Raw genomic sequence first — 26,922 nt, forward strand, 5'->3', positions numbered from 1 at the left:
TTCTCCAAAAAAGCATGACTTTTTAGCTTCTGGTGATTGAGTGTTACTTATCCAATATTAGGCAAACCATTACCGTTTATTATCTTTGGCTGCAGTTATCTTCCTAAGCGGCCCTAATACAGTTTTTACCGGCTTGCTTGGCAATATACAGTGCTTCGTCAGCTCGTGAAAAAATACCGATTTGAGAATCATCTTCTTGATAATTCGCGCTACCAATGCTGCAAGATATATTATGTTGTTGCAGTAATGATTCGGATTCAATGGCGCTGCGAATACGTTCTGCGATTAAATTGTTGGTCAGGTTGTCTGCTTCTGGTAACAAACAGCAGAATTCATCACCACCAAATCTAAATGCAAAATCTGATTCTCTAAGGCAATGCAAAATAGTATCCGCACAAGTCATCAATACTTTGTCACCTTCTTGATGGCCATGAATATCATTAACTTGTTTAAAGTTATCCATATCTAACATCAGCAAACCAAAGGGTTGGTGACGTCTTTGTGATTGGCTGGCCAGTCTGACCATGGTTTCGTCGTAACTGGCTCTATTACCTAAGGACGTTAAGAAGTCTTTCATGGCAAACTGCTTAATTTTGTGATGCTCTAAGGCATTTTTAAAGGGATAACAAAAATTAACATGCATTTGTTGCAGTATTTGCCAATCCCTTAAAGACAAAGATTGAGTAAATGAATAATCCATAACGGCAACTGCATTTCCCACCTGCATGCAGTTAAGTGTTTTTAGGTGTGTATTCTTTGCCGCTTGGCCAAATGTAACTCTATTATCTTCAAACTGGATTTTTAGTTCAGACAACGGTAGGGTGCTTTCTAATTGCTGAAAATATAATTGACTCATCTTAGGTAAATCTATTGTTGTTAGCAATTTAAGGATGAATTTATTAAGCTGACCTTGAGTCAATCCTTGTTTCTGACCATGAACAAGGTCTTTAGAAGACTCTTCAAGGCTGAAATAAGGCTCACCGACATTTGCGTCGTAAAACTGGTTAAGTTGTTCCAACGGTTTCTCCTGCCAAAAATATGGCAACTTCCATACAAAAATGAATTTTAGTAAATTCGATGCAAGTATTGTGCCTAGCAATCAAACAAGAAAGGTAAACACAAGGTTATGCATGAAAATTTAGGCAGTATTGTTATTTTAATGGCCGTGGCAGTGGTAACTGTTTGGTTATTTAAACGTATTAATTTACCTCCAATTCTCGCCTATCTTTTTTGCGGCATTTTAGCTGGTCCCGATTTACTTGCATTATTTGAACACCCAGAAGATATGGAAACTTTTGCCGAACTAGGTATTGTATTTTTGTTGTTTTCATTGGGGTTAGAATTTTCACTTCCTAAAATGTTAGCAATGCGTCACTTGGTATTTGGCGTGGGTTTAGCTCAGATGCTGTTGACTACATTAGTGTTTATGGGCATCGCCATGTTACTGGGTTTTGATGTCAAAGCATCCTTTGTGATAGGTGGGATTATCGCCCTGTCTTCAACTGCAATTGTGATTAAACAAACCAGTGATTTAGGTATTTTGAATACTCCGCGAGCACAAATTGCAGTGAGCATTTTATTGCTGCAAGATATTGCTGTGGTGCCTTTACTAATATTAGTACCTTTGTTAGCAGCTGACTCCGAACAAAGTTTAGGTGCTGCTATTTCAATGGCGTTTTTCAAGGGCTTATTTGTAGTAGGTATTTTATTATCTGTCGGTAAATGGGTATTACCTAAGGTCTTTAGTGAAGTCGCCCGCACCCGCACTGATGAACTCTTTGTGTTGACCACTATTTTGGTGGCTTTAATGGCCGCAGGCTTAGCTTTTTCATTTGGTTTATCAATGGCGTTGGGTGCATTTTTAGCGGGTATGATGCTAGGTGAAAGCCAGTATAAATATCAATTAGAAGCCGATATACGACCTTTTAGAGACATTCTAATGGGGTTGTTTTTTATTACTATTGGTATGCGCTTAGAGCTACACAATTTACCTCACCAGATCCACTGGGCACTATTAGGCTTGATGGTTATTGTGCTGTTAAAAGTAGTGCTTATACGGCTATCTGCAAAGATTTTTAAATTGGGCAAACAAGATGCTTGGGCAGCCGGACTGAAACTGTGTCAAATGGGCGAGTTTAGTTTTGTGTTAGCAGCACTGGCGGTAGATCATGCTATTTTAAACTCAGAACAAGGTTCGTTACTGTTAACTATTGGTGTGATGAGTATGGCTATCACGCCTTGGTTAGTCGATAAAAGTCCACAAATTGCTAAAGCGATTAGTCCTGAAGCAACGCCTGATGTAAAAGGATTAGAACAACTTTCAATACAGGATCAACAATTGACTGATCATGTACTCATTTTTGGTTTTGGTCGAGTGGGTCAATCGGTAAGCCGTTTATTAAAAATTGAAGCTATTCCCTACATGGTAGTTGATGCGGATCCTTTCCGCGTTCAAGAAAGTCAAAGTGCAGGCGAGCCAGTTTATTTTGGTGACGTGAAACAAAAAGATATATTACATTCGGTCGGAATTGAAAGAGCCAAGCTGGTGCTGATTACCTTTGACCAGCATGAAAAAGCCATGAATGTGATTCATTTAGTTAAAAGCTTGTACCCAGACTTACCTGTAGTGGTAAGAACTAGAAAAGATAATCGCATGGAAGAATTGCTTGAGGCAGGTGCATCTCAAGTGGTACCGGAAATTCTCGAAGGTAGTTTGATGTTAGTGACTCAAGTTTTGCAGTTGTCTGGTGTGCCAATGTCTCGAATACTTAAGCGAGTGCGCAAAGAGCGCAAAGGACACTATGCCAATATGCACGGGTTTTTCCCCGGGGAAACCACCGAACTCGATTACTCTAAACAAAACAAATTAGAATTTATGCATGCGGTTATTCTTACAGAAAATGCCTACGCCGTTGGTAAATCATTACTCCAGCTCAACTTGCAACAATGGCGAGTTAATGTCAAAGGCCTGAGAAGGGATAATCATGAATTAGCAGAGCCAGACGAGAACATGATTTTATTAGTGGGTGATGTAATAGTGATCGCAGCAAAGCCTCGTAAAGTTGAGCGAGCCGAACGTTTTTTATTAGAGGGAAATTAAAATGACATCTACACACACGTATTGTGCGCCAAATATAGGAGCCGTTGTGGCTGTCTTAGTCAGTCCAAACGAGCAAGTCGATACAAACCAACCATTGGTTATTATTGAAGCAATGAAAATGCAAACGACTTTATGTGCAGAGGTTTCGGGAAAAGTGGGTCAAGTTTATGTCAGCCTCGATGATGAATGTTTTGTCGGTATGCCGTTGGTGGATATACATGCCGACGGTGTTAGCGAAACTAAGCCCAAAAAAGTGCCAGTCACTCAAAATACCAATCAAACATTACTACATGAACTGAGAGTCAGAGCAGCGCTCACACTTGATGAGCAAAGAGTTGAGCAACATCAAAAACGCCAGCTAAAAGGTTATTTAAGCGCCAGAGAAAACTTACAAAACCTATGTTCTGAAGACAGTTTTATGGAATACGGACAAATGGCGGTTGCGGCACAGCGTTTGCGCCGTGATTACGACGAATTAAAAACTGCTACCGCCGCTGATGGCGTCATCACAGGTGTAGGGCAAATTAATCAAGGTTTGGTCGCTGAGCAGAATACGCAAACTGCCATAGTGATTAATGATTACAGTGTATTAGCGGGTACACAAGGTTACTTCCATCACTTAAAATTAGATCGCATTTTAGCCATCGCGGCAGCTAAAAAATTCCCAGTGGTCATGTTCACCGAAGGTGGCGGAGGTCGACCTGGGGATACAGATATTACAACCGTAAATTCAGGCCTACAATGTCAATCCTTTGCTACGTGGGCGAGTTTACAAGGGAAAGTGCCACGTATATCAGTGGCGAATGGTTACTGTTTTGCAGGAAACGCTGCTTTATTTGGGGCTGCCGATATCACCATTGCTACCCAATCCTCATGGATTGGTATGGCAGGCCCAGCGATGATAGAGGGCGGTGGTTTGGGTGTGGTTAAGCCAACTGATATTGGCCCTAGCGATAAGCAGGTCAAGAATGGTGTGATCGATATTTTGGTCGAAAACGAGCAGCAAGCAGCCGAAATGGCAAAAAAATGTTTGTTGTATTTTCAAGGACCATTAGTGGATGAGCAACAAATTACATTTGCGGACCAAGAAACCCTTAACCAGGTTTTACCCGAAGACCGGCGTTTTGTGTATGACGTAAAAGAGATCATTCATACTCTCGCAGATACCGATTCTTTTACTGAAATTAAGGCGCTATTTGGCGCCTCAATTATTACTGGTTTTATCCATTTACAAGGTCATCCAGTGGGTGTGTTAGCCAGCAATTGCAAAGTATTAGGCGGTGCCATTGATGTAGAAGCTGGCGAAAAATCGAGTCAATTTATGCAACTTTGTCAGCAGTTTTCTATTCCGGTAGTTGTATTGTGCGATACGCCTGGATTTATGGTGGGGCCAGAACATGAAGACAGAGGGGCCGTGCGCAGGTTGTCGCAACTGTTCGTTGCAGGCAGTCAACTTACCGTGCCATTAGTAGCTGTGGTATTAAGAAAATGTTACGGCTTAGGTGCGCAGGCTTTGTTGGGCGGAAATACCAGTCAACCGAGTTATACTATTGCTTGGCCTACAGGCGAATTTGGTGCAATGGGGCTTGAAGGAGCGGTTAAGCTTGGATTTAAAAAAGAACTCGCAGCCGAGCAGGACCTGACAGCGAGAAAAGCACTTTATGAGCAACTTTTAGCTGCACAATATCAAAAAGGCCAAGCCCAAGAAGTGGCCAGTGTGCTGGAAATCGATGCTGTCATTGAACCAGCTAATACTAGGCAAACCTTGCTGTTAGCTTTAAACATTGTCCAATAATGAAAGCGAATAGTAGATAACTTTAAAAAGTTAGTTGCACAATTAATAATCAACATTATACTGTATGTATAACCAGTTGTTTATTGGAGGCAACATGAGCAGTTATTCAAATATAAACTTAGGTGTAAATGTCGGTGCATATAACGGTGTAAATGGCGCTGCAAAGAGAAGTGTAACCAACGTCTACAACAATTCTCTGCACGCTGAGCATTACACTACAATGGACTTGTGCAGTCAGGCACAAATGTCTGACAGTGCAGACAATATTCTCAATCGAATGGACAAACTCAGAGCCTTTGCAAGAGAGCAGCAAGCTAAACGCGTTCAGTCTCAGCGGCAACAAATCAGTTTTTGTTTTTAAGTCTGACAACGTTATGCAAGCTTAAGCTATGAGTCATGTCTTGATAAACTTGGGTCTTCTACCCAAATGTACCTAAATAAATATGCTCATTGATATTTATCTACCAATAAAATGACGCAATCGTTTTAAAAAGCTTTAAACTAATAACATCTTTACGGTTGGATAAACCAACCTCGTTTTTAGGAATATTATGATCAACAACGATGTCATGCGCCGTGTTCGCTATATCTTCGATTTTAACGACGCAAAAATGGTCGAGATTTTTGCCCAAGCCGATTATCCCGCCACAGTCGCACAGCTTCACACTTGGCTACGCAAAGACGACGATCCTGCTTTTATTGAACTAACCGATCTTCAATTTTCACTGTTCTTAAACGGTTTGATCAACATGAATCGTGGAAAGCGTGAAGGCGTCGAAGCCCCAGTTGAGCGCAAACTTACCAACAACATCATTTTTATGAAGTTGAAGATAGCGCTAAATATGCAAGCTGAAGCGGTATTAGAAGCTATGGATTTAAGTGGCTTTAAAATCAGCAAACATGAATTGAGTGCTTTCTTCAGAAAACCAGAAAATCGCCAGTATCGTGCTTGTAATGATCAGATTATGCGCAACTTCCTAAAGGGATTGCAGATTAAAGTGCGCGGGGAAGGGGATAGCGAAGATGAAGACAAGGCTGTTTAACCCCCTCTAAATAAGCGTTTAGGCAGCGCCAATGTCACCTTGACGTTTAATCGCATTTAGTTGCGACGGTCGAATTTTTCCTTTGATACATACTTATCCAAGAAACTAAAGAATTATGTATCAAAGGCAACTATCTATCAAAGGCAACTATCTATCAAAGGCAACTATTTATAATTTACTTATTCTAATTACCCAATACATCATTTTTCAACTACTAATCCTAGGTTGATATTGAGCGAGGTGATTGCCTATACACGTTTTTCTAATATCCAATTTTCTTATATATCTGTTACTCCGAACATAATTTAGAAATAAAATGTCGAGTATTTATTGACCGACATGGCTGGTATTTGACCCTTTTGACATGATTTTTTAAAAATATGTTGACTGTGATCGCCTATCTTGATCTATTACTCTCTTTTGCAAGTGAATTCTCATGTCATCAGTTTTTTATAGCTATTAAAGGTTAAACCACCTTGGCTTAGTTAATGGTTTTTGTCAGGAAATTGACGTAGTCGCTATTATTGATAAAGTGCTCGGCACTTCTGAACGTAGATAATTGAGCTATGGTCAGATTTTTATTGCTATGCTCTTGAATGGTCTGGGGTTTACCGAACGAACATTGCAGATGTGTAGCGATTTTTTGATGATAAACCGCTCTCCCGTCCGATTGGCGAAGGGATTAATGCATCACATTTACCAAGCCACCCATAACAATTTGACTAACTACCAAGACGAACTACGCTTTAATTAGGAATTAAATCAAAGGATTGATGTCATGCCCCAGCCACGTAGCAGCCAAATTAGTTTAACCGATACCCCTTATTACCATTGTATTTCCAATTGTGTGCGGCGCTCTTTTTTGTGCGGTGTAGATAAATACTCAGGTCAAAGTTTTGAACACCGCCGTGAATGGGTTGAAAAGCGGATGTTGTTTTTATCTTTCAGTGTTTGCGGCATAGATCATATGTGCCTAATGCGGTGATGGAGTAATCATGTGACATATGGGTGTTACATGTTGGATTGTGAAACGAGACGCAGGTATTGGTCAGATAATAAACGTGGCTCAGCGGCTGGCATCGTTTGCATCGAGGCACATTGCTTACCCAAATGTTTGTTAGAGGAGACACGATAAACCAAGGACAACAGCAGACCTTAGATAACACCATCACCGAGTATCGCAGGCGCTTACATGACATAAGCTGGTTCATGCGTAATCTCAATGAACACATAGCCAGAGAAGCGAACAAAGAAGATGACTGCAGGGGGAGGTTCTGGGAAGGTCGGTTTAAATCTCAAGCCTTACTAGATGATGCAGCATTGCTGTCTTGTATGGCTTATGTTGACCTGAATCCGATCCGAGCCAAGATAGCGGATACGCCTGAAACATCAAAATACACAGGCATTCAAAAACGTTTAGAATCGATAAAACAGCCATCTATTAAAAATGTGTTGATGCCTTTTGTCGGCAACCCCAGACAAGATATGCCCAAAGGTATACCCTTTTCCCTTAAAGACTACTGTGAGCTAGTCGATATCACAGGAAGAGTCATCCGAGATGACAAAGCAGGGCATATTGACCAGCAACAGCAAGCCATACTGCAAAGATTAGGCTTATCAGACGAACAATGGCTCACCCTCACCACTGAGTTTGAAAAACACTTTTGTTATGCTGCCGGAGCAGAGCAAATGATGAATCAATTTAAAGAGCACACCGGGCATCAACGAATTCGAGGTATGGGTAAAGCGAAAACCTTGCTGCGCTGCGCATAACCGCAATAAACCAGTTAACTTATAATCAACAAGGCATAGCTGTGTCTACAAATCAGTGAAACGTCTCTTATTTCCAGCAATTAGCTCTAAGTTAATTTTCTGCCTCATAACCTACTCAATTTGAACCCTTTTACACCCAGAAAATTGCTGTTGAATGTTAGTCTAGATTCAATATTTTATTATGGGTGGCTTGTTAATGATAATTGCTTCTGTGTTCTTTTGCTTTCTGCATCCATGCAGTTTGGGGAGAGGTTGTGCTCAAAAGGTTCCAGTTTTAACTCTAAAAGTCCTTTTATCTCCAGAGCAAGTTTGACAAAGTTTAAGCATTCACTTAACTTATGTCTTATATAAGACATAAAATCTAAATTACGCTTTTTAATTGGAACAAATAAATGCCAAATAGTCATAAAGAGATGCCAAAGGTCGGTTTTGGTCTTTGGAAAATACCTCAAGATATCTGTGCCGATGCAGTCTACAACGCGATTAAAGCTGGGTATCGTCATTTAGATAGTGCTTGCGATTACGGTAACGAGGTGCAAGTAGGTGAGGGTATTAAACGCGCTATTGATGATGGGCTCTGTACTCGTGCAGATTTGTGGATCACATCTAAGTTGTGGAACACCTATCATGCAAAAGAGCATGTTAAGCTGGCTTTAGAAAAAACCTTGGCTGACTTGCAGTTGGACTATCTCGATTTATATTTGATTCATTTTCCTATTGCTCAACCTTTTGTCGATTTTGAAGATCGTTATCCACCTGAGTGGATAACTGACCCGGCTGTCGGAAAAATGGAGTTAGCGCCTGTACCCTTGTTTGAAACATGGCAAGCTATGGAGTCCTTATACGAAAAAGGCTTAGTCAAGCAGATTGGTATATGTAACTACAACACTGGGTTGTTACATGATTTGATGTCTTATGCCCAAATTAAGCCTTCGGTATTACAAGTAGAATCGCATCCTTATTTAACCCAAGAGAGTTTGATGCGATTAGCGGCTCAGTACGACCTTGACGTTACTGCTTTCTCACCACTTGGTGCATTATCTTACTTAGAGTTAGACATGGCTGGTGCAGCGGAATCTGTATTAGAACAGACCGTAGTTAAACAAGCAGCACAAAGATTAGGCAAAACTGCTGCACAGGTAGTACTTCGATGGGGTGTTCAAAGGGGTAATGCTATTATTCCAAAAACATCGCGTCCAGAGCGTTTAAAAGAAAATTTAGATATTTTTGATTTCGAACTGACTTCGCAAGAGATGGATGAGATTTCAGCGCTTAACAGTAATAGACGATTTAATGATCCGGGTAACTTCTGTGAAGGTGCCTTCAATACTTTTCACCCCATATACGATTAGAGAGGGGCCTATTTATGCAAACTATTAATTATGTGAAAGTACCACATCAATTGGACTGCGGTGATTCAGTTTTCCCTAGTGTTGTGGTCAACGATGGTTCACTAACAACACAACAGGAATGTGCTGACTGGATTAAATCAAACTTGCCCGAACTAGAATCTAAGTTACGTGAGTCGGGAGCAATCTTATTCAGAGGATTTCCTGTCGACTCAGCTGAAACATTCGATGAATTCTCACATTCTTTTGGTTATCCGAATTTCACTTACAAAGAATCATTGTCGAATGCCGTCAGGATAAATTACACCGAACGAGTATTTACCGCCAATGAAGCGCCCAAGGATGTTGAAATATTTCTACATCATGAAATGGCGCAAACACCTATTTCACCGAGCAAGTTATTTTTCTTTTGTAAAAGTGCGGCCGAAAAAGGTGGTGAAACACCTCTATGTCGGTCTGATATGTTGTTTGAAGATTTAGCGAAACAAATGCCAGATTTGGCGGCTGACTTTGTGAAAAAAGGGCTTAAATACACCACTCAGATGCCTGCAGAAGATGATCCTAACTCAGGACAAGGGCGCAGCTGGAAGAGCACGTTAAGCGTACAAAATGATACTCAAGCCGAACAAAAATTAGCTGAATTGGGGTACAGTTGGGAGTGGCTAGCCGATGGTAGTTTACGTGCTACTACACCTATATTACCTGCTGTGATCGACATGGGTAACAATAAACAAGTTTTTTATAACCAATTGATTGCTGCATTTATGGGGTGGAAAGGTGTTCGCGAAAACCCTTCTAGCGCTATTACCTTTGGAGATGGTGCTGATATCCCTGTTGAAGGATTGCAATTGGCTGTGAAATTGTCTGAAAAGTATACTTTTGATTTACCTTGGCAAGACGGTGATGTGGCCTTGGTCGACAATTATATGGCTATGCACGGAAGACGCCCCTTTTCTGGTGAGCGAAAGCGCCAAGTGTTGGTTGCTTTAGCCATCGATTAAACGAGTATTAACGGTTATCTCCGACAACCTACAGACCACATGAGTCAATAAATTGCATATAAAAACTAAGCTGCCAGGTGTTTTAATTTCTGTCATTGTGGGTTTAGCCGCATTGTTCTTGAGCGAACACTATGGCGCGCCAGCCATGTTGTTTGCATTGTTGTTAGGCATCGCCATGTCGTTTTTGCATGAAGGTACAAAATGTAAAGAAGGCATCGAGTTTACTGCCTGTCATATTTTGCGGATTGGTGTTGGGTTGTTAGGATTACGTATCGCGTTTGGTGATTTGGCTGCGCTGGGATGGCAAACTGCGCTGCTATTAATAGTGGCAATTGTCAGCACTATTGGGCTTGGCATTATTTTAGCTAAAGCACTTGGCTTGCAAAAACGTTTTGGAGTATTAACGGGAGGCTCTGTGGGTATATGTGGGGCTTCTGCTGCCATGGCCATTGCCGCGGTGTTACCCGATAGTAAAGATAAGGACCGCGACACCCTACTGACAATTGTTGTTGTCACAGCATTGTCCACAATAGCCATGGTAATCTACCCAATACTGGCTGATCTGCTTAATCTGACTCCAACTCATACAAGTATTTTTTTAGGTGGCACCATCCATGATGTGGCTCAGGTAGTCGGAGCAGGTTATTCAGTGTCCGAAGAAACCGGTGATCTAGCCACGTTAACTAAGTTAGTCCGGGTGGCATTTTTAATGCCGGTAGTGGTGTGTATATTGTTGGTATTGAGGATGAACCTAGATAAAACATCAGATGCAAAACCGCCGGGTATCCCTGCATTTTTAGTTGCTTTTGTGTTGTTAATGACACTTAACAGTTTAGTGGATTTACCAGAAGTAGTGACCCAAGGCGCTACAGATATTTCACGTTTCGCCTTAGTGATTTCAATTGCAGCCATTGGTATGAAATCGAATCTGGGCCAGTTGCTACAAGTTGGGCTAAAACCCATTTTACTCTTAGTATTAGAAACTTTATGGATAGCAGGTTTGATCTTACTAAGCTTACCTTACATTTAGCCATCAAAATCTAATATTCATGATATCAATGCCGAAACACATACCCATATATTTATGGATGTTGTCAGCTGCATTCTTCCTATGTCTATCTAATTTATATCTATGCTAAAGTAGCATAATCATTATCTATAACTTTTTCCTTAAGTTGAACTTGGATCTGGTATTGGTATCTCAATATAGCACTGCTATGCTAAAAACCTGCAAGCCGATTTTATCATTATTATTCACATATGCTCCACTGCTCTATGATGTCAGACATGACTAGAGTCAAATTATGTCGCTGATAATAATGAATAAAATCAAGTGATGTTTATGGTGGTTTATGTAATGACTTTTCTATGGCTTTGAATCTGAATATGGGGCAATGCGTTGACTCATTTCTTTAAACTTAAAGGTGAGCAGTATGTCTTTATTAACACTGAATTATAGTTGGCGATGGTCTGCTGCTGTTGTCTTTTTTCTTTGTGCTTTTCTAGCTTTGATGATGGGGGTGTCGTTATCAGAGCGGCCAGATGTTCAAACCGCTGATATGCTGACTAAAGCCTATTACAGCTTAGGTTTATTTGTTATGGGGGGATTAGATCTAGGCACACCTGTCGACGGCCCCTTAGTTGCCCGATTGATGCTGTGGCTAAGTTATTTTGGCTCACCTATGTTGGCCGCATCCACCATTATCGAAGCGGTAATTAAAACTATCTCCCCCTATAAATGGCATTTTCGGCGGATCAGTAATCATATAGTGGTCTCTGGCTCAGACGAGTTGACTATTACTTATTTAAAACAACTTAGGTTGTTACAGCCCAAGGTCGCATTGCTGATTATATGTGATGAGATTTCACCTATACGAGAAGAAGAATTAAAACGCCGCTACCATGCTACGGTGATCACCGGCGATATTACCCGCAGCTATTTTTTATCTAAATTATTTCTGCATAAGGCTAAAAAAGTATTGTTGCTTGGCAAAGATAATTTTCAAAATTATGAAGCTGCCCATAAAATTTTGGAGTTACAACCTTCATTAGCAGGCAAAATCATTATTCACTGCAATAGTATTCGTTTTATGCGGTCCATGGCTGACTCTTTGGTAGCCCAGCAGTGTATTAATTTTAATGCCTACCAGTTGGCAGCGTCGGCTTTGGTGCAGCAACATTTGATTTCACACTTTATACAAACGGTGCCCAAGGATGTGGTGGTGATCGCTGGTTTTGGCCTATTTGGTCAAACCATACTTGAAGAACTGCAACATTATGCACAACAAGAAATTGATACTATTGCGATTATTGGCATCGATGCCAAACGCCGTATTCAGGTAGTGGATGAACAACGGCAATTAGCCAATTTTTGTCACAGAGAAATATTTGAGGGTAATATTTCCCATCCAGAAGTATGGCAACAATTGCGTTCCAAAGTGGATTTGACTAACACTCAACCTATTATCATTTTATGTACTGATTCAGTCGAAGATAATTTTAGAACGTCTTTATGGCTTAAAAACAAATACCCGGATTCAATGGTAATTGCGCGTAGTTATTTACCCTCAAAATTTGCCGAAAATGTCGGCGAGCAATACAATATTTTGAATGTCAGTATTAATCAGCTAGTCAAAGATAATTTTCCCATCGAGTGGATGACTCCCTAGTAAGTTTTATCCTATTTCAATCCAGTAAAAGCCTGCGATGATCATCACCCCATGCTAATGAGACTTGAGCTGATCAGCATCAATATAATAATAATTCAGTGGAATACATTTTGAATCCAGTCACTGGAGATTATTATGCACGACGCAGCAGTTCTGGCTCTTATCTGGACAACCGTTTTTTTTGCGTCTTACCTAGCACATAAAACACGCTTGACCCCAGTGTTGTGGTATATATTTTGTGGTGCTTTTTTGTAAACGTGAGATTTTCACTCGAAATTTTACCCATATTTATCATTGATTTCGCTGAGTTGTGGATCATTATTATCATGTTTGCTTTGGGATTTTATGAGAATACTGCTAATTTTTTGCAGGGAATAAAGCGTAGTTGGGGCATTGCATTATTCGGGGCTATTACTCCTTTTATAATAGGTTACAACATGGCCAACGTCTTTTGGGGTGACGCTAACACCTCAATTTTTTGTGGTTTGGTAATGATGGCGATAGCCGTATCCTTAACGATGGTTTCACTTAAAAGCGAAGGGCTAAATAACACACTTGCGGCAACAGGGATCATGACCTCTGCAGTACTTGATGACATCGCTTCACTGGCATTAGCGGCTATTCTGGTGCCTATTGCTACTGGCGAAGCCTCCGTTTCTATGGACGGAATTTTACTTGTTTTAGGTAAAGCAGTGGCGTTTTTTGCTCTTGTGACTGCGATTGGTGGATGGCTATTTCCCGCAAGTCAGGGTTTTACGCAAAAGATCCCATTGTTGGGTAAATTCAATTTACGAGAAGTATTGGCAATGGCAAAAGGTGATTACACGGTTTTGTCTTTGTTACTGATTGCCGTATTAGTGGGACTTTTAGCACATGAGTTTGGCTTTCATCCGGCGGTAGGTGCCTATATGGCTGGGCTCATCATTCATCGGGAATATTTTGATTTTCACAAAGATGAAGACAGAGATTATTACCAACAAGCCAGGGAGATAATCGACAATGTAGCATTCTCGTGGATTGGACCCGTAATTTTTGTGGCTTTAGGCAGTAAACTTTTATTTGATCTTGATACTTTCTTGTCCGTGTTACCCGAAGCCCTGATGCTGTTCGTAGGTTTATTCATTGGTCAAGTTCTCTCTGCAGCTTTAGCTGCACGTTATACTGGTAATTTTGACTGGCCCGCAAGTTGGATGATTGGCTTTGGTATGTTGGGTAGGGTGGAATTAGCATTTGTGGTGATGGATATTGCTTATGTTCAGCATCACATAATGTCCGTAGAAGCTTTTTATACATTAATGTTGGTGGCTTTTATGCTGAATCTCTCGGTACCCATCACAATAAGTTGGCACAAACTGCATTTTAAGTTGCTCTAATACTCCATAAATATACTGGTGTTGTTTGATTTTAAGGGACTAGCTGATTTCGACCTTGTTTTTTGGCTTGGTAAAATGCTTTGTCTGCGCGCCTGAAACATTTACTGATCGATTCATCGGTATCTCCATAATGGTGGTCACCTCTAGCTAAGTTTATCAGTAATCATAAAAAAGGCGCTCTAAATTCGTATGAAGTAGAGCGCCAACACACACTAAAGTTATGTAATAAGCTATGTTAGAACTTGGCGCGTAACTGCACACCAAAGTAACGATCAGCATCTCGTGGGATCTGATAGCGGAAGTTGTCGCCACTATAAGTGGTGACATAACTTTCGTCGGTTAGGTTTTTGCCGATGATAGAGATACGGTAGTCATCATCATTGAATGAGAAAGCTAAGCTTGCGTTAAGTACTGCGTAATCAGGCAAAAGGTCGACGGGTGGGTTGACTGTATCGGCTGAGCCGCCAGGGGCTCCTACAAATAGTTCGTCCGTGTATACATATGAGCCATTTAGATAAATTTCCATATCATCTAATTCCCACACATATTCGCCTGTTACTGAGTATTTTAAGTCAGGGGAATAGGGCAAGTCTGTTCCTGATACAACATCGCAACTGGTTGTTGTACCGTCAGGACATAAAAACTGATCGACTTCTGCATCTACACTAGACATTCCACCTGTCAGCGTGAGTTGTTCTGTTGCCTGCCACATAAAATCAAATTCAATGCCTTGGGTTATAACAGATCCAGCGTTAGTTAGGCGGCTAATGGTTACACCGTCCAGCAGTTCGGAGTTGTTGGCTTGGAAGCCATCTATTTCAGTACGGAATATCGCGGCGTTAAAAATTAAGTTACGGCTGGCATATTTATAACCGAGTTCATAGGCATCAGATGTTTCTTTCGATATGGGTAAAGTATCGTTAGGAGCCATGTTGTAAAATACATTAAAAGCTGGGCCTTTATAGCCTTGTGAATATGTGGCGTAAACCATGCTATCGTCGTTGATATCAAACTGAGCGCCAAATTTCCCTGATACATTTGATTCATCAGTTGAGCCATCGAAATCAGTGTCAGCACTACGCACACCTACACCGGTCCGGCTGTATTGATCGTTGCTTCTGCGATTGTGAGAATAATTGACTTCATCATCGGTGTAACGTACACCAAACAATAATCTAAAATCATCACTGATATGGTATTTACCATCGGCGAACAGTGCCCAGTTAGCAAATTCAGTTTTCATAAAGGCTGTGGCGCTGACTATATCATTGGCATTACAACTCAAATTTTCAGAGGCAATGAAGTTGGCTATGTCGGCTGGAGATGGGGCATTATTAATATTATTGTTGTCTAAATAACCTGAAATGGCTGAATCAAATTGACCACCGACATTTCTGCCAAGTGCTTCATCAAAAATACCTGCATTATTTTGACAGCTCGCATCTCGAGTAAAATTACGTTCAGACTTTTGGTTCCACCAGAAAAATCCTGCTTGGTAATCAAGGGCTCCATCAGTAGGCGAGGCAATGCGCAATTCTTGAGATATTTGGTCCCATTCCTGAGCGCCAATATCATGTAATTGAAATGGCACACCAAATACAGGTAAAATGGAATCACCAGCTGTGGATGTAAAATCACCTTCACGGAATTCAGTATTGTTCCAACCGCGCCATGCGGTAATTGATGTTAATTGATGGTCGCCCAGCTCTTTGTCTACTTGAATAGAAAATGCTGTGGTTTCATCTAGAGTACGCGTTTCAAAGTCATGGTCTATTTGTCTCTGTTCTAAGTCTAAATCGCCATTGCCTGAGCTATTTGGGGAGGCTTCAGAAACATGACGGTTACTTGGCGCGAGCTCTAAATCTGCGCAACAGCTGTCATTTGAATTCATATTTTCAAAGATAAACAAGACATCGGTTTCACCAGCCGCCTCGATATCAAGCATGGCGCGGACACCTTCTTTATCGTATCCATTAACCGTTTCGTTGTTGTATACATTATTAATGTAACCATCAAATTGCGATTTTAGCACCGTTAAACTACCACTAACATTATCGTTGAGTGGGCCTGTTACACTAGTTTTTAAACGGTATTCGTTATCTTGAAATAGAGTCGCTTCAAAGCTGCCTCCAAACTCATCTGATGGGCGTTTAGTGGTGATGTTAACCACACCTGCGGATGCGTTTTTACCAAAAAGTGTACCTTGTGGTCCACGTAATACTTCAATACGCTCAAGGTCATATAAATCTACGAATGCTTGTCCAGAACGCCCTAGCACCACACCATCAACTACGGTCGATACGCTGGGTTCAGCAGCCACACTAAATGAAATTGTGCCTACACCTCGAATCGTAATAGCTGAGTTACGGGTAGTGTTACCTTTCCTAAAACTAACTGAAGGTACTAACGCCTGAAGGCCTTCAATATTTGCGGAAAACGCAGAGTTGATTTGATCTTCTCTGAGAACAGATACTGCAATGGGCACTTCATTTAAGTTTTCAACACGCTTTTGCGCGGTAACCGTGATTGTTTCAAAACCTTGCTTTTCTTTCTTCTGCACGTCTTGTGCATTGGCGCTTAGGCCAATAGTCATACAAGCAGACAGTGCAAGCGCTTTGGTAATACTGGTGTGTAAGTTACTGGGTTTAAGTTGCATCGTGTTCTCCCAAGATTTTTTCTTGATCTAGTTATGTAACCGCGCCAGTGAAATAGTGTTTCAACTGCTTGAAGTGACGGTTTATGTATTATTAGATGATTACATCCATTATTGTATAAAGTGTGGATTTACTCTTCTGTCTTATATAAGACAGAAGGAATAGAAAATTTAACCTCTAAGTAAAAAATATGCAATCATTTTGTTGCTAAGAGGTTAATTATATCCGTTTGTATACATGTCTTCATTGAGAATAGCGTCACATTCTTTAACCGATGTTTCCAACAAATCCAACCATTCTTGTCCAAAATTAGTGATAAACCACTGGCGCATGTTGACCGAGGCGTCTTTAAAAGCTTGTTTCTCTGTGATAGAAGGGCGGTAAATAGTGCCGCCTGCTTGCTCAAAGATTTTATAAGAATTGCTTTCCTGAGTAGCGACTAATTCACTGGCTGCTGCTTTTTGTTTCGCGAATCCCTCTAGTATAATTTGCTGGATATCTGCTGGTAAGGTTTTCCATACGGGCTCAGAAAACCACCAAAGTGTGGCCATGTATGAGTGCCCATCAAGAATGATGTATTTAAGGTGCTCTTCTAATTTAGCGCCAATAATATCTTGGATCCCATTTTTACTACCTTCGACTACACCCGTAGCTAAAGCCGTGTAGAGTTCAGCCCAAGAAATAGGAGTAGGATTAGCCCCTAACTGACGGACTAATTCTTGCTGAATATCGGCAGGGGTAGTACGAATTTTTTGGCCTTTTAAATCTGCTGGACTGCGGATCGGTTTATTGGTGGTGGCAAAGTTACGCCAACCTCCGGTATTAGATACTCCAATTAAACGAATATTTAATCCTTGGCTAAGAACAGTCTCTCGCATTTTATCTAAGATGGGCCCATCTAAAACACATTCAGCCTGTGCGTCACTAGTAAACACATAAGGTAAATCCAATACTTGTGCGGGTGCAAAAAAATTACCTGTGCCGCCAGCTGTACTGGGGAACATTTCTAGAACGCCTGACTGTAAACTGCCAATACATTCGGGTACGCTGCCGCAAAATTGCCCTGAGGCATATAGCTGTACTTGTACACGTCCGCTACTGCTTTTTTCAACGTACTTTTTGAATGCTAATAAGCCCACATAGTCTTCATCCTGAGTGGAGGCTTGAATCGACGCTTTAATGGTAAATTCTGCTTGAGTGACGTTAGCTCGAAAGATCCCAACTAAGCAGCCAATGGTAATCAGGCCATAAATAACCAGTAAAACGATGCGTTTTGATGTCATGTTAAGCGAATCCAAAAAACGTAGGTAAGGTCATAGTGAGAGCAGGGAAGTAAGTAATCAAAAAAATGACTGCTGCCTCTACTGCTAAAAATGGCAGCATTTCTAAGGCTATATTTTCAGTTTTTTCACCTGACACCGCAGCAGCAACAAACAACACTAAACCCATAGGTGGTGTGGCCAGCCCCACCGTTAAATTCACGCACATGATCACTGCAAAATGCAACGGGTCTATGCCCAGAGTGATAAATATAGGAGCGAGTACAGGGCCTAAAATTAAGATGGCGGGTCCTGCATCTAAGAACATGCCTATGGCAAATAAAAATAAGTTGATGATTAGCAGTAGTAACAACACATTGTCGGTGATCCCCATTATTTCTGAGGCGAGTGTATCGGCCATGCCAGATACCGTAATGATCCAAGCAAAAGTAACCGCTGAGCCGACCAATAATAAAATGGTACCAGACTGCACCGCGGCATTGACTAATATAGAAGGCAACTTATTAAATTTGAGAGTGTGTGTCACAAACAAGGTGATAATCAGTGCGTAACCTGCTGCTACTGCGGCGGCTTCGGTGGGGGTAAATACGCCTAGCACTATGCCGCCCAACAAAATAACGGGTGTTAACAGTGGTAAAAAAGAGCTTTTAAGTGCACTGCCACGCTCATGCCACGTGGCTTTTGCATTAGCAATGGGGTAATTACGTTTTTTGGCAATATGGCTGGTCATTAACATCAAACCCGCGCAAATCAAAATGCCTGGCACTATACCGGCCAAAAACATGCCAGCGACAGATACGTTCATAATAAACGCATACAAAATCATAATGCCAGAGGGGGGGATAATAGGGCCAATGACTGATGACGCGGCAGTCACCGCTGCAGCAAAACGTCTGCTATAACCATTTTGCTCCATGGCGGGAATAAGCATTTTACCAAGGGCTGAAGTGTCTGCTACTGCTGAACCAGATAAACCAGCAAATAATACGGAAGATAAAATATTCACCTGCGCTAACCCACCTCGATAGTGGCCTATCAACGTTTGACTAAAGCGGACAATAGATTGAGTGATACCACCCTGATTCATCAGTTCGCCAGCAAGTATAAAAAACGGTACCGCCATCAAAGGAAAAGAATTCATGCCCGAATAAAGCCTATTTAACAGGGCAGAGAAGAACACTTCCTTACCGTCTAAAATTAAGCTGACACCGGGGCCAATTAACAGTGCAAAAATGACCGGTGCACCGGCGGTTAACAATAAAATAAATACCCAAAAATAACTTAACGACATATTAGGTGGCATCCTGCTGTGGTGCGAAGCAATGATCTAAGGGCAAGCATAATTGCTCAATAAGTTTTTCTAAGCCAACTAAACAAATTGAGCCAAATGCAAAAGGCGCGCAGCTATAAAAATAAGCCAATTTAACGGGCACAGACGACGCATTAATACTTAGCCCTGTTTGCCAAAATTCTAGACTCTGCATAAAAAATATGCCGCAAATAACCATCACTAATAAGGTGATCAGAAGTTCAGTTATTCTGCGTAGCAGTGCAGGCAATGCATCAGCAAACATTTGAATTGACACATTTAAGTGTTCACGATACGCCCAAGGTGCGACTAAACACGCAACCCAAACCATAGCAAATTTAGCCAGTTCTTCAGTCCACGCTAACGAATCGTTGAGTACATAGCGAAAAAACACCTGCGCCAGTATCATGCCCAACATAAGTGCAAGTAATCCTCCGGCTACGTTTTTGGCTATATTTGCAATGCCGAAGTTCAACTTGCCCAAGGGAGTGTTGATTGCAAACAATGTTTGTTGCAGCTTAATCATTGCGAGATTGCATTTTAGTTGGCCAGTAATGACTGATTTGCTGGCCGATGGTAGGCTGCTCTAATTGTTCTGTATGCAACACATCAGGGCCAATAGGCACTGAATGCCCGGCAGGAACAAATACGGCGATTTCATCTAGCGTTAAAGTTAGTTTATGAACCCTGCCCCCAGAAAAAACTTGTTGTTCAGGGAATCTCAACCATTGGCCTTGAGGTAAATAAAACTCCACCTCGCCACCGACTTGAGTACAAGGTACCACCAACATATTATCACCAAACATAAACTGTATTTCAAAACCTCTGGCTAATCTATCGTCGGGAAAGGCTAAGGCCATAGCGCGCATTACAGGCAAACCAGTTTCGCTGGCTTGTTGCATCGTAGTTTGAATATAAGGAATAAGTTGATAACGCAATTTTAAAGCTTGGTTAACGGCATTTTCTGCTTCTGGACTATAACTCCAAGGCTCTCTTTGCCCTATACCATGCAAGCGTATGTGGGCAGAAAATATTGCAGTTTGAGACCAACGTACAAATAACTCTGAATCGCGGGTGTCTTTGTAAAAGCCGCCCACGTCAGTGGCAAAATATGGTGCGCCAGACATTCCCCAAGACAATGCACCTCGAATGCTACCAATTAAACCACCCCAATCTGCCTGAGGGTCGCCGCCCCACTGACTGGGATAACGTTGCGAGCCTATCCAAGCGCTGCGGCTAAATAAGAAGGCACCAGTTTGACAATATTTATCAGCTGCTTGATACACACAGCGGTTATACAACAGGCTATACACATTGTGTAATCGATGCCCAGAGTCACCATTGTGGGCTAGCATGTTGTCGTCTTCTACTTGCTCGCCAAAGTCGGCTTTGATCATGTCTATGCCTAGGTCGAATAACGGTTTGTGTGATTCAAGCCAAAAGGCAAAAGCGTCGGGGTGGGTGAAATCGACTATGCCTGACTCAGGCAATGGCGTAAGCACTTCTGCAAAGGCACTCATATCCCATTGATAACGGTAGGCTTCGCCGCTGCGTTTATCTTTAAGTAACCAGCCTTTATTAGCCATTTTTTCAAACAAGGGATTTTGTACCGATACTAAAGGGTATTCCCAAATACACACTTTAAAGTCCATGGCTTTTAACTCAGCGATGACTTTACTGGGCGGGTGGTTGGCAAATCTCTTTGGATCCCATTCGAAGGCGAAGCGCGTATCGGTATCTTGCCATGCGCGTCCATCTAAAGTGATCACATCGCAGGGCATATTGTGTTCACGCACCGCTTTTGCGGTAGCCATTAGTTCGGGTACATCTTTGTAATAGGCTTTAGACAAAATAACCCCCAAACTCCACACTGGCGGTACCGGAGCTTTACCCGTTAGCTCGGTATATTGATGGATCATCTCAGCCCCATTTTTACCTTTGAATATAAAGATATCTAATGCGTCATCTTCTATCAATAAGCCATAAGCTCTTTGCGACCAAGGTGCATATCCAACAGCGTGAGTCACGGGGGCAGGTGTATGTACAAATACGCCCCAGCCAGATGGGCTCCAAGCAAAAGGTGTGTTTTTATAAGAGACTTCGGCATTAACCCCAAGAGCGTCATGATTATAGGAGCGAATAAATTGACCTCGTTTATTCAAGCTCGACCATTTTTCACCTAACCCATACACCGCTTCTTCTGCGCCTAAATCTAGACTAAACAGCCAACCTTGCGACGTTTTTGCTAGAGGTGGCATACGGTATTGACGCACAAAATGCCCATCATTTGGGGTTTTTTGAACACTTTTCCCATTACAATTGAGCGCAAATGAAAAAGGAGTGTGTTGAACGCTTAGTTCATAATTATCTGAGATAATAGTCGTGCTGTGTTCCGAGTGAATTAGACTACAAGGCAGTTTTTCAGGCTCTTGCAGTAGCATTTCATAATCGGCATTAGACCTACCTGCTATTCTAAGGCGTAACCCACATGAATGAAAACTTACCTGAAGCAAGCCAACCGAAGTGGGCAGCATCATCGAAGCATCATCGGCAAGATAAGCCGCACCTGTCACGTTCACTTGGGACACAGTGTTCCAATCGGGAGCTGATAGGTTAAGTTCTGGAACAACTGGTAGCACGGGTGAAAGTAAGGGTGAAAGAACGGGCAAAGGTAACCTCTGATAGTTTTCTAAACGCACCACTTTATTCTTCAGGTACTGATTTCGGTGCATTTCTGCTAGCGAATGAGTAAAGTATGAATAAAAAGCACATAATTAATCTTATATAAGACATAAGTTATAGTAGTGTTAAATTTTTGTCAATCGATGAGAATAATCAATGGGTATCAATGTTACACGCATTGTTTCTGAGTATTTCCGCTTTGTGTAAACTACTTAGGTCTATATTTTTTTGGGATAATATTTATTTAATATCTTGTATAAGAGCGATAGTTAATAATACCCTAAGCAAATGTTAACTTACTGTTCACATTAATGAATAAAAATCGTTTTGATAATAAACTTAGCCGCCCAGGGCTTGCTTTCCAGCCCTTATACAAACAAGTTGAAGAGCATGTGACCCAACTCATTGTCGAGCAACGTTGGAAGCCCGGTGATATGTTACCTAATGAGTTTCAATTAGCGAGTGAGCTGAATGTGAGCCAAGGTACGGTTCGTAAAGCCTTAAACAGCCTAACCGTTGCAAAAATTCTGAACCGTAAGCAAGGTATTGGGACCTTTGTATCTGAACATACTGGGCATCATAGTTTGTATCGATTTTTTCCTTTAATCGCAGACGGGAAAACCCCTGAATTACCCAAAGCTGAATTATTATCAGTGGAAACACAAGTGGCAACAAAACAGGTTGCTGAGGCCTTAGAATTAGACTCTACTGCGAAAGTGATAGTGCTGAGTCGGAGGCGAATTTTAAATGACCAGTTTTGCATGGCTGAAACCATCTTTTTGCCACACAAGTATTTTGCTATATTAGAAAAAAAGCCAGACGTTCCTCATACCCTTTACCACTTTTATCAAACTCAATTTAACCTTACAGTTCGTGACACCAGAGACATTATTAAAGCCGTGCTTGCCACAAAAAAAGATGCCCAGATGTTAGGCATACAGGAAGGGGATCCTTTGCTCGAAGTTACTAGAATTACCCACTCTTTAGACAATAAAGCCATTGAATTTAGATTAAGTCGCTGTCGTAGTGATCATTATCATTATTTGGTGGAACTGGGATGATTTTCAGTTGTTGCAAAGTCATTATTAAGCTAGATATTCAATAATATCTAGATTGTTCAACCGCTTATGTTCGTAAGCGAGTTTATTGCGCATAAATCTTTAAATTAACATATATATAACATTCTTAAGAATAATTTAAGTTTGGTGTGACATACTGCTACCACTTCAGCAATATTAAGGCAGTTATTGTGGCTCGTGGTCATCTTCGTTGGATCTATCCTATTCTTGGTTTTGTTGCCTGTGGATTAGTATTTTTAAGTCTCTCTCGCATAGCGTTAACGCTATGGCAGCTTGAGCGAGTAACAGAAGTCGATGGCTTTTGGTGGGTTTTATTACAAGGTGTCAGATTTGATGTGGTACTGCTCGCACAGCTTGTAGTGATACCCGTGCTAATCATCCCCTTAATCTCTATTCATCATCGTGGTTTCAACGTTATTATGCCATTGCTACGGTATTATTTTGTGTTGATTGCTGGGCTGCTGATATTTATCGAGTTCATCACGCCCAATTTCATCGAGCAATATGATTTTCGCCCCAACATATTGCTTATCGAATATCTTGCCTATCCTCAAGAAGTCATGTCGATGCTACTCAAAGCAGTGCCAATGCAATTATTCTTAGCAATAACGGCTACGGCCCTGCTGCTATGGAAATTCTCGAAATTCTTATGCTTTTTGGAGCAAAAAACGGCACCTACCTATAGCTGGAGCGCACCATTGCTTGCGATGCTTGGCGTATTGTTGTGTGTTGGCAGCGCCCGTTCTACATTTGGGCATCGACCTGTTAACCCCAGCACAGTGGTTTTTTCGTCGGACTCTCTTGTGAATACATTACCCCTTAGTTCAGCTTATTCAGTCGTTTACGCACTCTATGAAAAAATCAAACATGAGCAAGGTGGTAAGCCTATTTATGGCAAAATGCATACAGAGACGGTTTTAGGATCCATTTATCAGGGCATGCTGCTTCCAGAGAGTGATTTTTTTGATAGTCATGTTACTACTTTGCACACTCAGCGCAGTGAGCTGGTTTCACCGCCTCATGGTAAAAAGAGCTTGGTCATTATTTTACAAGAAAGCTTAGGGGCTGACTTTGTAGGTAAACTTGGCGGACAAAACCTGACCCCTAATATTGATAAATTAGCAGAGCAAGGAATCTGGTTCGATAACCTTTATGCCACAGGTACCCGTTCAGTCAGAGGTATTGAAGCGGTTATTACAGGTTTTTTGCCGACCCCCGCTCGAAGTGTTGTAAAGCTTGGAGGTAGTCAAAACAACTTTTTCACTATTGGCCAATTGTTGGCACAACAGGGTTATGACACGTCATTTATTTACGGCGGCGAGGCACACTTCGATAACATGAAGCGGTTTTTTAGTAACAACGGTTTCAATAAGATTATTGAACAGCAAGACTATGTAGACCCTAAATTTACTGGGTCATGGGGAGTATCTGATGAGGACTTGCTCAATAAAGCACATCAAACCTTTAGTCACTTATCGACTACTCAGCAACCATTTTTTAGCTTAGTTTTTACTTCTACCAATCATTCACCCTTTGAGTTTCCTGATGGTCGAATAGAGCTAGCAGAACAACCCAAAAATACCGTTGCCAATGCTGTCAAATACGCTGACTTTGCGCTGGGTCAATTTATAGAAAAAGCCAAACAATCAGATTACTGGCAAGACACCGTATTTCTTATCATCGCTGATCACAGTGACCGGGTATACGGCAACGAGCTCGTGCCCATTGATAAATTCCATATTCCTGGCTTAGTTCTTGGGGGAGGTATTGAACCCCAAATCATCACTCAAGTCGCCAGCCAAATCGATATGCTTCCGACCATGCTGTCACTGATGGGGGTTGAAACAAGCCACCCAGCTATAGGACGAGATTTAACCAGGGCTGAGTGTGCCCAAAATGAAGGTCGAGCCATGATGCAGTTTGGAAACAACTTTGCTTATATGCAAGATGACCGAGTTGTCATACTTCAAAAAGAACGTGAACCTTTAGGGTTTGTCTACTCAAACAAACAACTCATTCCCAGTGGACTCGATAGTGACTTAGCGCATAAAGCGTTGGCACATTCTGTATGGCCTGTTCAAGCATATGAAAACAAGGCATACAGGTTGCCTTAACAATGGTTTTCATCAATTACGAACCAATAACGATGCTTGTAAGGGGGATCTTACTAACATTGTTCACCGGTTTTTCACAGGCTAATGAAATTCAACCTTTGAATGACCAACTTGGGTGTAAAGCGCTCGATGGAACTGCAACAACAGCCGTAACTAATTCTGATGTAAAACGCCAAATAGGCAAAATAAACATAACAACCAGCGCTATTTTTGATGAATCTGATCAAGATTCAATGGCTATTCATACCTTAGCTAATTGGATGCATGTGAATACTAAAGAGGATGTGATTAAAGAGCGTTTACCTTTTAAAGAAGGTGACATTTTAGACGAGGATGACTTGCTTGAAGCAGAGAGGATAATCCGCAGTCAAGCCTACATACGTGATGCTAAAATTACCTTTAAGCAATCCTGCAACATCAATGAGCCTGCCGATGTAGAGATACAAACATGGGACAATTGGTCACTTATTCCAACGGTCAGTTTTGGACGTAAAGGAGGTGAAAATAAACTCTCCCTTGGGTTAAAAGAAGACAATGTGTTAGGTTCAGGTATCCGCGCTAGAGTAAAATATAATAGTGACGAACAGCGCAGTGGTTATCAGTTCACTCTCAAGTCTGCTTTCCCTTTGATTCCATTTTCAACAGTTATGGTGGACTTTTTAGACAATGACGATGGGCAACGTACATACTTAGAATTCGACAAACCTTTTTATCACTTTCGTTCAGAGAGTATGTTCAATGCTTCTTATTTTTCTGATGAAAAAACGATGGATATTTTCCAAAATGGACTGACGCGAAATAGTTTTGATGTGCAAAGCCATCGCTATGCGTTAGCCACTGGGTGGCAATTAAGAGCTGAGGATAATAATACTACTCGAATTAAAATCGGTTATGTCGATGAATATTTGCTATTCGAACCCAACAATATATTAGCAGATGCAGATACCTTGTTTTTACCTCGTAAGCGAGACTATCAATATCCTTGGATTGGCATTGAATACCTAGAGCGCGAATTCAAAACCATGTTCGATATTTACTTGATTAACCAAACTGAGGACATCAACCTAGGTTGGCATCATGAATTCAAATTAGGTTTTGAGCTGAATGATGTGGCATTGGGAAGTGATGTGGGTTACCACTTTTCTCTGGTGTCCAGTAAAGGTTTTGAAATCAACGACGGATTAATGCTGCTATCACTTGCAGGTGAAAGTGATTTTAATACACAGAACCCCGACCACTTTTTGTTGGCTGGTAACATTGAATATTTTAAACGTTATACCGATCTTCTCGGTTTTTATGCTCGGGTGTCTGCCAGTGCTTCCAATAACACATTGCTAGATATGCCTATTTCGATAGGCGATGATAGCGGGGTGAGAGGTTACCCTTTGCAATATCAACATGGCGACCACCTGATGGCAGGTTCAATTGAAGCGCGACTTTATACTGACTACAACATTTTAAAGATTCTCGACGTGGGTTTTGTCGCTTTTGCTGATATGGGTAAAGCATGGTCAGGGGAACAAGCCAAGTTCAATGAAACTGACTCAATACTCAGTAGTGTTGGTATTGGTGTAAGGCTCTATTCATCTCGTTCAAGTCATAAGAGTGTTATCCATATGGATATTGCTAAGCCCTTTGTAACATCAGAAAATGTCGATGTATGGGAATGGCGATTACAAATCAAACAATCCTTTTAGTTAT

Annotated in this window: 19 protein-coding genes and 2 pseudogenes; 14 read left to right on the forward strand and 7 right to left on the reverse strand. The window is 41.3% G+C overall.

Annotation, left to right across the window (positions count from 1 at the left end; translation table 11 throughout):
• Positions 1-103 precede the first annotated feature (103 nt).
• Complete coding sequence (locus tag C427_RS07070; RefSeq protein WP_007643784.1) at positions 104-1,018, reverse strand: GGDEF domain-containing protein; 915 nt, start codon at positions 1,016-1,018, stop codon at positions 104-106.
• Positions 1,019-1,126: 108 nt separating this feature from the next.
• On the opposite strand from C427_RS07070, the gene C427_RS07075 reads away from it, so the two are divergent.
• The 6 genes and pseudogenes from C427_RS07075 to C427_RS07095 all read left to right on the forward strand — a co-directional run bounded on the left by C427_RS07075 (position 1,127) and on the right by C427_RS07095 (position 7,711).
• A complete protein-coding gene (locus tag C427_RS07075; RefSeq protein WP_007643782.1) occupies positions 1,127-3,100 on the forward strand; it encodes a monovalent cation:proton antiporter family protein in 1,974 nt (657 codons plus the stop codon).
• 1 nt (position 3,101) lies between these two features.
• On the forward strand, positions 3,102-4,895 hold the full coding sequence (locus tag C427_RS07080) for a carboxyl transferase domain-containing protein (protein ID WP_081589102.1): 1,794 nt from the start codon (positions 3,102-3,104) through the stop codon (positions 4,893-4,895).
• A 94-nt stretch (positions 4,896-4,989) separates the two neighbouring features.
• On the forward strand, positions 4,990-5,256 hold the full coding sequence (locus C427_RS07085; RefSeq protein ID WP_007643777.1) for a hypothetical protein: 267 nt from the start codon (positions 4,990-4,992) through the stop codon (positions 5,254-5,256).
• 190 nt (positions 5,257-5,446) lie between these two features.
• On the forward strand, positions 5,447-5,938 hold the full coding sequence (locus C427_RS07090; protein WP_007643772.1) for a YehS family protein: 492 nt from the start codon (positions 5,447-5,449) through the stop codon (positions 5,936-5,938).
• 475 nt (positions 5,939-6,413) lie between these two features.
• Positions 6,414-6,692: pseudogene (locus C427_RS28770) on the forward strand (DUF4277 domain-containing protein); the annotation flags it as partial.
• Positions 6,693-6,716: 24 nt separating this feature from the next.
• A pseudogene (locus tag C427_RS07095) lies at positions 6,717-7,711 on the forward strand (transposase).
• Between the two features lie 179 nt (positions 7,712-7,890).
• Here the strand turns inward: C427_RS07095 and C427_RS07100 are convergent.
• Positions 7,891-8,118 carry a hypothetical protein gene (locus tag C427_RS07100; RefSeq protein ID WP_034899153.1) on the reverse strand — a complete coding sequence of 76 codons (228 nt, stop codon included), beginning with the start codon at positions 8,116-8,118 and terminating at the stop codon, positions 7,891-7,893.
• On the opposite strand from C427_RS07100, the gene C427_RS07105 reads away from it, so the two are divergent.
• The 5 genes from C427_RS07105 to C427_RS07125 all read left to right on the forward strand — a co-directional run bounded on the left by C427_RS07105 (position 8,104) and on the right by C427_RS07125 (position 14,103).
• Positions 8,104-9,063 carry an aldo/keto reductase gene (locus tag C427_RS07105; protein WP_007637398.1) on the forward strand — a complete coding sequence of 320 codons (960 nt, stop codon included), beginning with the start codon at positions 8,104-8,106 and terminating at the stop codon, positions 9,061-9,063. The two genes, C427_RS07100 and C427_RS07105, sit on opposite strands and share 15 nt — an antisense overlap.
• A 14-nt stretch (positions 9,064-9,077) precedes the next feature.
• Complete coding sequence (locus tag C427_RS07110; RefSeq protein WP_007637399.1) at positions 9,078-10,061, forward strand: TauD/TfdA family dioxygenase; 984 nt, start codon at positions 9,078-9,080, stop codon at positions 10,059-10,061.
• A 52-nt stretch (positions 10,062-10,113) separates the two neighbouring features.
• The gene (locus C427_RS07115; protein WP_007637400.1) at positions 10,114-11,091 is read left to right on the forward strand and encodes a YeiH family protein; all 978 of its coding nucleotides are present in this window, start codon (positions 10,114-10,116) and stop codon (positions 11,089-11,091) included.
• A gap of 403 nt (positions 11,092-11,494) precedes the next feature.
• Positions 11,495-12,730 (forward strand): NAD-binding protein, encoded by a 1,236-nt coding sequence (locus C427_RS07120; RefSeq protein WP_007637401.1) that lies wholly within the window; start codon positions 11,495-11,497, stop codon positions 12,728-12,730.
• 257 nt (positions 12,731-12,987) lie between these two features.
• Positions 12,988-14,103, forward strand: coding sequence for a cation:proton antiporter (locus tag C427_RS07125; RefSeq protein WP_007637403.1), 1,116 nt, complete (start codon positions 12,988-12,990; stop codon positions 14,101-14,103).
• A 235-nt stretch (positions 14,104-14,338) separates the two neighbouring features.
• On the opposite strand, the gene C427_RS07130 is transcribed toward C427_RS07125, so the two are convergent.
• From C427_RS07130 to C427_RS07150, 5 genes are all read right to left on the reverse strand, one after another.
• Positions 14,339-16,759, reverse strand: coding sequence for a TonB-dependent receptor (locus C427_RS07130; RefSeq protein WP_007637404.1), 2,421 nt, complete (start codon positions 16,757-16,759; stop codon positions 14,339-14,341).
• A 213-nt stretch (positions 16,760-16,972) separates the two neighbouring features.
• Complete coding sequence (locus tag C427_RS07135) at positions 16,973-18,040, reverse strand: TRAP transporter substrate-binding protein (protein WP_007637405.1); 1,068 nt, start codon at positions 18,038-18,040, stop codon at positions 16,973-16,975.
• A gap of 1 nt (position 18,041) precedes the next feature.
• A complete protein-coding gene (locus C427_RS07140) occupies positions 18,042-19,328 on the reverse strand; it encodes a TRAP transporter large permease (protein WP_007637406.1) in 1,287 nt (428 codons plus the stop codon).
• A gap of 1 nt (position 19,329) precedes the next feature.
• The gene (locus C427_RS07145) at positions 19,330-19,872 is read right to left on the reverse strand and encodes a TRAP transporter small permease (protein WP_007637407.1); all 543 of its coding nucleotides are present in this window, start codon (positions 19,870-19,872) and stop codon (positions 19,330-19,332) included.
• Complete coding sequence (locus C427_RS07150) at positions 19,865-21,934, reverse strand: glycoside hydrolase family 31 protein (RefSeq protein WP_007637408.1); 2,070 nt, start codon at positions 21,932-21,934, stop codon at positions 19,865-19,867. The genes C427_RS07145 and C427_RS07150 overlap by 8 nt, the downstream gene beginning before the upstream one ends.
• Before the next feature lie 405 nt (positions 21,935-22,339).
• On the opposite strand from C427_RS07150, the gene C427_RS07155 reads away from it, so the two are divergent.
• The 3 genes from C427_RS07155 to C427_RS07165 all read left to right on the forward strand — a co-directional run bounded on the left by C427_RS07155 (position 22,340) and on the right by C427_RS07165 (position 26,918).
• Positions 22,340-23,089, forward strand: a complete 750-nt coding sequence (locus C427_RS07155) for a GntR family transcriptional regulator (RefSeq protein ID WP_007637409.1) — start codon at positions 22,340-22,342, stop codon at positions 23,087-23,089.
• A 188-nt stretch (positions 23,090-23,277) separates the two neighbouring features.
• The gene (locus C427_RS07160; protein ID WP_007637410.1) at positions 23,278-25,221 is read left to right on the forward strand and encodes an LTA synthase family protein; all 1,944 of its coding nucleotides are present in this window, start codon (positions 23,278-23,280) and stop codon (positions 25,219-25,221) included.
• 2 nt (positions 25,222-25,223) lie between these two features.
• Entirely contained in the window at positions 25,224-26,918 is a 1,695-nt protein-coding gene (locus C427_RS07165) for a BamA/TamA family outer membrane protein (RefSeq protein ID WP_226991120.1), read from the forward strand.
• Positions 26,919-26,922: the final 4 nt, after the last annotated feature.

This window comes from Paraglaciecola psychrophila 170, assembly GCF_000347635.1.
Classification (GTDB): Bacteria; Pseudomonadota; Gammaproteobacteria; order Enterobacterales; family Alteromonadaceae; genus Paraglaciecola; species Paraglaciecola psychrophila.

Bases quoted from the DNA above. Each gene is read 5' to 3' on its own strand.
- C427_RS07075 (WP_007643782.1), top strand. From the start codon at position 1,127: ATGCATGAAAATTTAGGCAGTATTGTTATTTTAATGGCCGTGGCAGTG.
- C427_RS07080 (WP_081589102.1), top strand. From the start codon at position 3,102: ATGACATCTACACACACGTATTGTGCGCCAAATATAGGAGCCGTTGTG.
- C427_RS07085 (WP_007643777.1), top strand. From the start codon at position 4,990: ATGAGCAGTTATTCAAATATAAACTTAGGTGTAAATGTCGGTGCATAT.
- C427_RS07090 (WP_007643772.1), top strand. From the start codon at position 5,447: ATGATCAACAACGATGTCATGCGCCGTGTTCGCTATATCTTCGATTTT.
- C427_RS07105 (WP_007637398.1), top strand. From the start codon at position 8,104: ATGCCAAATAGTCATAAAGAGATGCCAAAGGTCGGTTTTGGTCTTTGG.
- C427_RS07100 (WP_034899153.1), bottom strand. From the start codon at position 8,118: ATGACTATTTGGCATTTATTTGTTCCAATTAAAAAGCGTAATTTAGAT.
- C427_RS07110 (WP_007637399.1), top strand. From the start codon at position 9,078: ATGCAAACTATTAATTATGTGAAAGTACCACATCAATTGGACTGCGGT.
- C427_RS07120 (WP_007637401.1), top strand. From the start codon at position 11,495: ATGTCTTTATTAACACTGAATTATAGTTGGCGATGGTCTGCTGCTGTT.
- C427_RS07130 (WP_007637404.1), bottom strand. From the start codon at position 16,759: ATGCAACTTAAACCCAGTAACTTACACACCAGTATTACCAAAGCGCTT.
- C427_RS07135 (WP_007637405.1), bottom strand. From the start codon at position 18,040: ATGACATCAAAACGCATCGTTTTACTGGTTATTTATGGCCTGATTACC.
- C427_RS07140 (WP_007637406.1), bottom strand. From the start codon at position 19,328: ATGTCGTTAAGTTATTTTTGGGTATTTATTTTATTGTTAACCGCCGGT.
- C427_RS07145 (WP_007637407.1), bottom strand. From the start codon at position 19,872: ATGATTAAGCTGCAACAAACATTGTTTGCAATCAACACTCCCTTGGGC.
- C427_RS07155 (WP_007637409.1), top strand. From the start codon at position 22,340: ATGAATAAAAATCGTTTTGATAATAAACTTAGCCGCCCAGGGCTTGCT.
- C427_RS07165 (WP_226991120.1), top strand. From the start codon at position 25,224: ATGGTTTTCATCAATTACGAACCAATAACGATGCTTGTAAGGGGGATC.